Below are 6,863 nucleotides of genomic sequence, written 5' to 3'. Positions count from 1 at the left end.
TTTCTGCCGATCTACTAATTGTTGATGACTCGTTTGTTTTAGCTGAAACCGATTGTATACTAATCCTAAAAGGATTATCAACATGACTGCTCCGGCAATGATAAAATTGCGGGTTGTTTGAGCTTTTTGTAGGGCTATTTCTTTAAGTCTTGCCTGCTGATTTAGTTGAATAATTTTCTGCTTACTTTCCCTGGTTTGATACTGAACTTCGAACAAAGCGGTACGTTGCTTGGTCGTTTCACTGATTAGGGAGTCGTTAATTGCCTTGTAACGTTGATAATGGATGATTGCCGATTTGTAAACGGCTTGAGCTGAGTCCAGCTTAAACCACCATAAATGATTAACCGCTAATTTTTTTGCATAATGTGCTGTCAGGCTTAACTGTTCATTCCGATTGAGGTGTCGTCGCGCGCTTTCATACTGTCCGCTCTGGATATAAAAGGGAATCAGCACGGCATAAATGTAAGAATGGTAATCCTTGCCGAGATTTCCCTTGAGCATTGCCTCCAACTGGTTACTGTAGGATTTAGCCCGTGTATAATCATGCTTCAGTTTACTGTAATAATTCACATAGCAGGTCGCCATAGCCAATTGGCAATCAATATCTTTTTTCGTATTAGGGAGTTTCTGGATAACTCTTTCCAAATGATCCACAGCATCCTGGATTCTAAGCGTGCTGAGGGCTTTTGCATCACAACTAGTAAGAATGGCACTGATCGTTGTCCCCAAAAGAATGATTGTGTTCGGCCTGTATTGTTTTTGAGCGGCTCGCAAGGATTTGTGAAAATAGATTAGCGCCTTATCAGGTTGATTGAGTTCGTAATAGGTGATTCCCAGACGACTATACACTTTTGCCAGTTTATTAGTATCTCTGGCAGCCTCAACGGTTTGTAAGGCCAAAAGGCCATAGTTCAAACCAGCTTCATAGTCACCCATTTTGCTGTAAACAAACCCTAGTAAATCATAAAGCTCCTGTAGTTTAGTATACCCAATGGAACGATACAATTTGAGGGCCATGTGTAAATCCTGAAGTGCTTTCAGATTATGACTTTGCAACTGATAAAGGTCTCCCCGGTATTTTAAGGCTTCCGCAAGCTTTAATGTATTTGTTGCTCGACTCAGTAAGGGAATCGCTCGTTCATAAAGTTGAATTTGAACCGATAAATCCCGATCAGATACCGAGTAAAACAAGGCCTGATCCATATACACATCCGCAAGGTCTTCTGCATGTCCATATCGGTTAAGCACTTGTTTCGCTTTCTCCGTTAATCGCCAGGCTTGCTGTTTATAACTGCGCTCACGTAATGCTTCAGCCGCGAGCAGGTAACTCAATCCTTTCCCTCGATGATACGTTACCTTGTGACTAAGTGCATAGGCACGTAAGCTTAGTTGATAGGCAGTATCTAAATCCCTCGCCAATTCTCCCGATTTCATGACAAATGCATGTCCTAAAGCCAGTAGGAATCCAACTCGACTAATATCATTCGTGCTTTTTTGGAGCTGAACACGAAGACTGTCTATGTATTTAGGTGATGGAGGTGTTGCCCAGAGTGAAGGTGCCCAGACAACAAAAAAAAGGATTCCATGAATTCGGAGAAAAAAAGATAGCCGCCCCATATCGGTTCTCTTTACAACTTAGCTACCAAATTTCTTCCAGTCTTTCAGACAATAGTCTAAAATGGCCCGCATTACCTGTGAACTGACGAATAACTAAATCCTGAAACTAATGGCCAAATCTCAGTGAAGTGAGAAGTGTATCATATTCATTGATAGTTAATACAGGAAAATTGAATCTAGAGTAGGTAGGGCGGGCAAAACAGAATTACCAGGCATTAGCCAGGCAGAAACAATCGCTCCAATGAATTGGAGTTATATAGACAAACCCTCCAATTCATTGGAGAGCTTAATGGGGTCGTCTGGCCTAAAATTCAGTGATATAGACGAAAAATGGCCAATAAACACAGGTTTCTATTCGATTTTCCTTCTTTAAGATCTCTCCGATAGTTTGGCATGCTTTTCGGAATACACGGAATGAATCTGTTTGCCGAGATGCAATTGCCACCATGTGCATCTTACTCAACTGCTTGAATAAGGACTTGATTTTCCACCTTAGATTGGTCTCTATGAGCACATATCAACCAGGTTACTTCACGAGTTGTGAATTGCTGAATATCACCGAGTTCGGTGATATTACCACTTCCCAAAGCCGAATAGCCCGGCAAATTATCAGCGCTAGTATTGCACCGTTCTCAGAACAAATTGAGTATCGATATCGATATTTCCCAGATTTGAAAAAAACAGAATCTCTATTAGCTGCAATCGCCCTAGAAGCGGCTAGAAAGCAACATAAGTTTCAACTGATGTATAATGCATTATTATCCCTGCCGACAATCAATACCTTGACCTTACTAAAACTGGCATCCACACTTGAACTAATACAGCATAAGTTCATCCCTGACCTGCTATGTGATCACATTCATACAATTATCAAGTCTGATTGGTTGGAGGGAACTAATCTATGTCTGACCCAAGCTCCAGCTCTTTTTGTGAATGGGCATCGGTTTCATGGGAAATTTACAAATGCAAAGCTCAATCCATTTGTAAGTTTTCATCTTGAACAGTCCAGAAAATCATCATTCGTAACTAACAACTGATCTTGCCGTAGCCTTCTGGTTTCTGGGATTATCCTTGATGGATAGATTACGTATATAGATATTCGTTATATCTAAAATACTTGTTCTATGCATCAATAATATTGGTGCATAGAACGATTGGCGCGAGTTTAATTAAGTAAAAGAATAACGGCATCTGACAAGTAGGCTCAGTACTTAATGCTTGATAAACTAAGTATCCAAGTTTGCCATTTTTCCGAGTAGACGTTAGTCTACGGTTGCCAACTACGCTGTTTCAATTATAAACGACATGCCAACTAGTCATGTCACGATTCCCCTTGCTTTTCAAATTGTTTCACCTTTTAATGTTGTGACTTATGAACACAATCGAAGTGGTTAATCATGTACAACCAGTACCTGTAAACGATGACCCAAATCTTTCCATTGGTGTCAAAACCTTTTTGAATGTCCTGAATAGTAGTGGAGGCCCACCACTTGAACAATTACCCCCTTTACAGGCAAGGGCAGTTTTGGAAAACGCCCAAGCGTCCGTTTCTGTCGATTTATCAGGAATTTACCTTTCTCAGAAAACTATTGAGGTTGATGGGTACACGATCGATTTAGATGTCATGCGTCCGACAGGTGTACCGGGATTATTACCAGTATTTATTTTTATTCACGGTGGGGGGTGGGTCCTTGGCGATTTTCCAACGCATAAACGAATGGTTCGTGATCTCGTTGTTTTATCGGGTTTTGCGGCCGTGTTTATCAACTACACACGTACGCCTGATGCCCCTTTTCCACGCGCTATAAATGAAATCTTTGCTGTAACAAAGTGGGTTGCCGATAACGGCCATGAGATTGGCGTTGATGGTAAAAACCTAGCGGTAGTAGGCAATAGTGTTGGTGGAAACATGACGGCTATAACTGCCTTAAAGGCTAAAATGAATGGTGGTCCACATATCAAGCTGTTAATTATGATGTGGCCTATTGTAGACGCTAATTTTGAAACAGAATCCTATTTGCAATATGGTCAGGATCGATTTTTAACAACGCCCCTTATGAAGTGGATGTACGATATGTACATACCCGATCCGAAGGAAAGAAAACAGATTTATGCTTCACCATTGCAGGCAACCGTTGAACAGTTAACAGGGCTCCCTCCTACGCTTATTCAAGTTGCCGAGAATGATGTGTTACGTGATGAAGGGGAAGCGTTTGGTCGCAAGCTGGATGAAGCTGGTGTACCGGTTACCACAATCCGATACGATGGTGTAATTCATGATTTTGGTCTACTCAATGGTCTGGCCGAATTGGCTCCGGTAAAGTCATTGTTTGTTCACGCAGCTGCTGAGTTGAAAAAATATCTTGGCTAATGTTCCTAACGCCCAGACAGTAGATAATTTTACAATCATCTACTGTCTGGATATGTATAATCGTGTAAAGTCTGCACTGAAGAGACGTATTGTATTATTTCCTTTTTGAGTTTAGATGCACTCTTTATCCTTTAAGAACTAACTAAAGCTTTACATAGTCTGAAAATTTTTGTACTCCTAGCATTACTGTAGCCATAATATAGCTGTCACTGCTACGAAAATTTAGGTTTATCCATAAAACTGGAGATGTACATTTTTGCAGATTGTAAATAACTAGTATAAACTGAGCAATTCGCATTATTTAAGGGTTTTGTCGACCCAAATCGTATTGGTACAACCTTTGAGTAGAGTCCTATTAAAACCTTCGATCATTGACTTCAAAGGGCATGAGCAATACATAAAGTATGATTGAAAATGGAGCTTCTACCAGCAACTTCAATCAGTATATGTCAATTCCGAATAATGTTTAATTAATGCGTATTATGAAAATTGTAATTATTGGCGGCACTGGTTTGATCGGATCAAATGTGAGCGAAAAACTGCGGCTGTTGGGGCATGAGGTAATCGTAGCATCTCCTTCTACCGGTATCAATGCAATGACTGGTGAAGGGCTCACGAACGCATTGCAAGGCGCTGAAGTGGTTATTGATCTTTCTAACTCAGCCTCTCCCGAGGAAAATACCGCAATCAATTTCTTCCGAATCGCCGGCAGGAACCTAGCTGCTGCGGAAAAAGCGGCCGGTGTCAAACACCACCTCCTACTATCGATCGTAGGAACAGATCAGGTACAATACATCGGCTACCTGCGCGCCAAAAAAGAGCAGGAGGATATCATCAAGGCGTCAGGCATTCCTTACACGGTCATCCGCGCTACGCAGTTCCACGAGCATGTCACGACTATTATTACCGTACAATCCGATGAAGAACACATTCATGTTTCCACTGTAGATTACCAGCCGATTGCCGCAGAAGACGTGGCAGCATTAGTTACCCAATTCGCCTTGGAACCTCCCAAAAACAACACGGTGGAAATTGCAGGTCCCGAGCGCGCACCGATGAACGAGTTCGTTACCCGATACCTCTCAGTTAAAGGAAGTGACAAGTCAGTTAAAGTCAATGAACAGGATAAATATATGTTCTTTGACATCCCGAAATCCCTTCTGGTGCCACAGGGTGATTTTTATTCTGGCGCAATCCGGTTCGAAGACTGGATAAATGAATAAGTTAAACTATCACTTCCCATTTTGAAATCATGAAAATTGTAATTATAGGTGGTACTGGAATGATCGGTTCGAAGTTAACAGCAAAACTTCATTCACTTGGCTTTGATGCCATTGCCGCTGCCCCAGAAACTGGCGTTAATACTGTGACAGGTGAAGGCCTTGCTACTGCTCTTGAAAGGGCACAAGTTGTAGTCGATGTATCAAATAATCCTTCTTTTGAGGTTGGTGTCGCTCAAAACTTTTTTGAAACATCAGGCCGGAATTTGCAGGCTGCAGAATCGGTTGCAGGGGTTCGGCATCACATTTTGCTCACTATTGTGGGTACTGAGAGAATGCCAGACAATATATATTATCGGGCAAAGGTGGCACAGGAAAATATTGTTAAATCTGGCTCAATTCCATTTACCATTTTACATGCTACGCAATTCTTTGAGTTCGCTAGCTCATTCTTATATACGAGTAATAAAGACCAATCAATCCCACTACCTCCTGCTCTAATGCAGCCAATAGCGGCCGACGATGTAGTGGCAACACTGGCGGATTTGGCGGTAAGCGAACCTTTGAATGCAGCCATTGAAGTAGCGGGACCAGAGAAAATACCAATGGATGAATTTGTAAGACTTTATTTGAACGCAATTGGTGATTCTCATCAAGTTATTACTGACGAGTCTGCCGGTTTTTTTGGAACAATCGTCAATGATTCCTCCTTAACTCCAGGTGATAACCCTCGAATCGGTCACATACTATACGAAGACTGGCTGAGAACAACGACGCAGTCTCAGCAGTCGAGCGCTATTCACTAAATTTAAGCCCTTGTGTTTTCTTAATAGTGATTCCTAGGATTGTCAATCCAGCTTTATAAGTGCCTAATTACTTGAGTACATTGGAATCTGGATGACTAGGTTCTCGTAAATCTGATTCTATATAAAACCCTGCTACTTGATCTAATAGCAGGGTTTTGTAGTTTATAATGAATGGCTGCTGGTAGACAATTCTTACAAGAATTGTCCTTCTGTAAATGTTAAACAGAGTTGAACACCTTGCTCTTGCTTAATCGTCAAAGTGCCTTCAATTTGTTCACTCAAGCCACGTATCAGACTCATTCCAAGCGTCCTGATTTGGGTTGGGTCAATATCGTCAGGAAACCCGATACCATCATCCCAGATAATTAGTTGATAGTGGCTACTCCTCAATTGACTAAACTTTACACCTATAGAACCTGATCTGCTATCAGGGAAAGCATATTTAAGCGAGTTTGTGACCGCTTCATTCAAAATCAATCCAAGGGGTATAGCCAATGTGACATCTAATTCTACCGGATCGATCTCAATACGTTTCTGAATAGTAGTTCCCCGATTGTAGGTCACCAGTAAATAGTTAACAATCTCCTGAATGTAATTTCCCATCGAAATACTGGACAACCGGTCCGATTGATACAGCTTCTGATGGATTAATGCCATAGCGTGTACTCGATTCTGGCTCTCAAGGATGGCCGTTAAAGCAGCTTTATCTGTTAAATAACTAGCCTGAGAATTTAATAGGCTAGTGATGATTTGAAGGTTATTTTTCACCCGATGGTGAATTTCACGCAGCATCCATTCCCGTTCATCCAGCAAATGATCTTTTTCTTGGATCAGTTGCTCTTTGTCGGT

At 41.5% G+C, this 6,863-nt stretch carries 6 protein-coding genes; 4 read left to right on the top strand and 2 right to left on the bottom strand.

Translation table 11 applies throughout. The features are described 5' to 3' along the window. On the bottom strand, nucleotides 1-1,434 hold a 1,434-nt coding region (locus tag ACOJS8_RS17825; RefSeq protein ID WP_420149899.1), incomplete at its 3' end, for a tetratricopeptide repeat protein. Nucleotides 1,435-2,123: 689 nt separating this feature from the next. On the opposite strand from ACOJS8_RS17825, the gene ACOJS8_RS17820 reads away from it, so the two are divergent. From ACOJS8_RS17820 to ACOJS8_RS17805, 4 genes are all read left to right on the top strand, one after another. Next, entirely contained in the window at nucleotides 2,124-2,654 is a 531-nt protein-coding gene (locus tag ACOJS8_RS17820; RefSeq protein ID WP_420149898.1) for a DsbA family protein, read from the top strand. 335 nt (nucleotides 2,655-2,989) lie between these two features. Next, nucleotides 2,990-3,988: an alpha/beta hydrolase gene (locus ACOJS8_RS17815; RefSeq protein ID WP_420149897.1), complete on the top strand. Its 999-nt coding sequence runs from the start codon at nucleotides 2,990-2,992 to the stop codon at nucleotides 3,986-3,988. Between the two features lie 482 nt (nucleotides 3,989-4,470). After that, nucleotides 4,471-5,211, top strand: coding sequence for an SDR family oxidoreductase (locus tag ACOJS8_RS17810; protein ID WP_420149896.1), 741 nt, complete (start codon nucleotides 4,471-4,473; stop codon nucleotides 5,209-5,211). 29 nt (nucleotides 5,212-5,240) lie between these two features. Beyond that, a complete protein-coding gene (locus ACOJS8_RS17805) occupies nucleotides 5,241-6,014 on the top strand; it encodes an SDR family oxidoreductase (protein ID WP_420149895.1) in 774 nt (257 codons plus the stop codon). 192 nt (nucleotides 6,015-6,206) lie between these two features. On the opposite strand, the gene ACOJS8_RS17800 is transcribed toward ACOJS8_RS17805, so the two are convergent. Next, a partial coding sequence (locus tag ACOJS8_RS17800; RefSeq protein WP_420149894.1) for a sensor histidine kinase occupies nucleotides 6,207-6,863 on the bottom strand: 657 nt, incomplete at its 5' end.

This window comes from Spirosoma sp. (assembly GCF_048594605.1).
Classification (GTDB): domain Bacteria; phylum Bacteroidota; class Bacteroidia; order Cytophagales; family Spirosomataceae; genus Spirosoma.
This window is presented reverse-complemented; position numbering and strand designations above follow the sequence as displayed.